Annotated in this window: 1 protein-coding gene; it reads right to left on the bottom strand. The window is 73.7% G+C overall.

What is annotated here, in order from left to right; all coding sequences use genetic code 11:
- On the bottom strand, positions 1-255 hold a 255-nt coding region (locus tag ACFHWE_RS23845; protein WP_416604121.1), incomplete at both ends, for a condensation domain-containing protein.

The following is a 255-nucleotide window of genomic DNA, read 5'->3' as shown; positions in this document are numbered from 1 at the left end:
ACCGCCGCCTGCAACACCATGTACAGCGTGCACCCGTTCTCCCGGGCCACCCGCTCCAACGTCTCCTGGAGTTCGGGCGCGAGTACGAGCGGGACCGCGGCCCCCAGGTGGGAGGCCTGCGTCGGCCGGGGCCGGTCGAAGGGCAGCGCGAGTTCCTCCGGCGCGTCCGCCAGCGCGCCGCGCCAGTACTCCGTCTGGCGGGCCAGGGTGCTCTCTGGGTCCTCCGGGGAGCCGAGCAGTTCACGCTGCCAGAGC

It is taken from the genome of Nocardiopsis sp. LOL_012 (genome assembly GCF_048060475.1).
Taxonomy (GTDB): domain Bacteria; phylum Actinomycetota; class Actinomycetes; order Streptosporangiales; family Streptosporangiaceae; genus Nocardiopsis.
The sequence above is the reverse complement of the archived record's forward strand: the minus strand, read 5'-3'. Positions and strand labels throughout refer to the sequence as shown.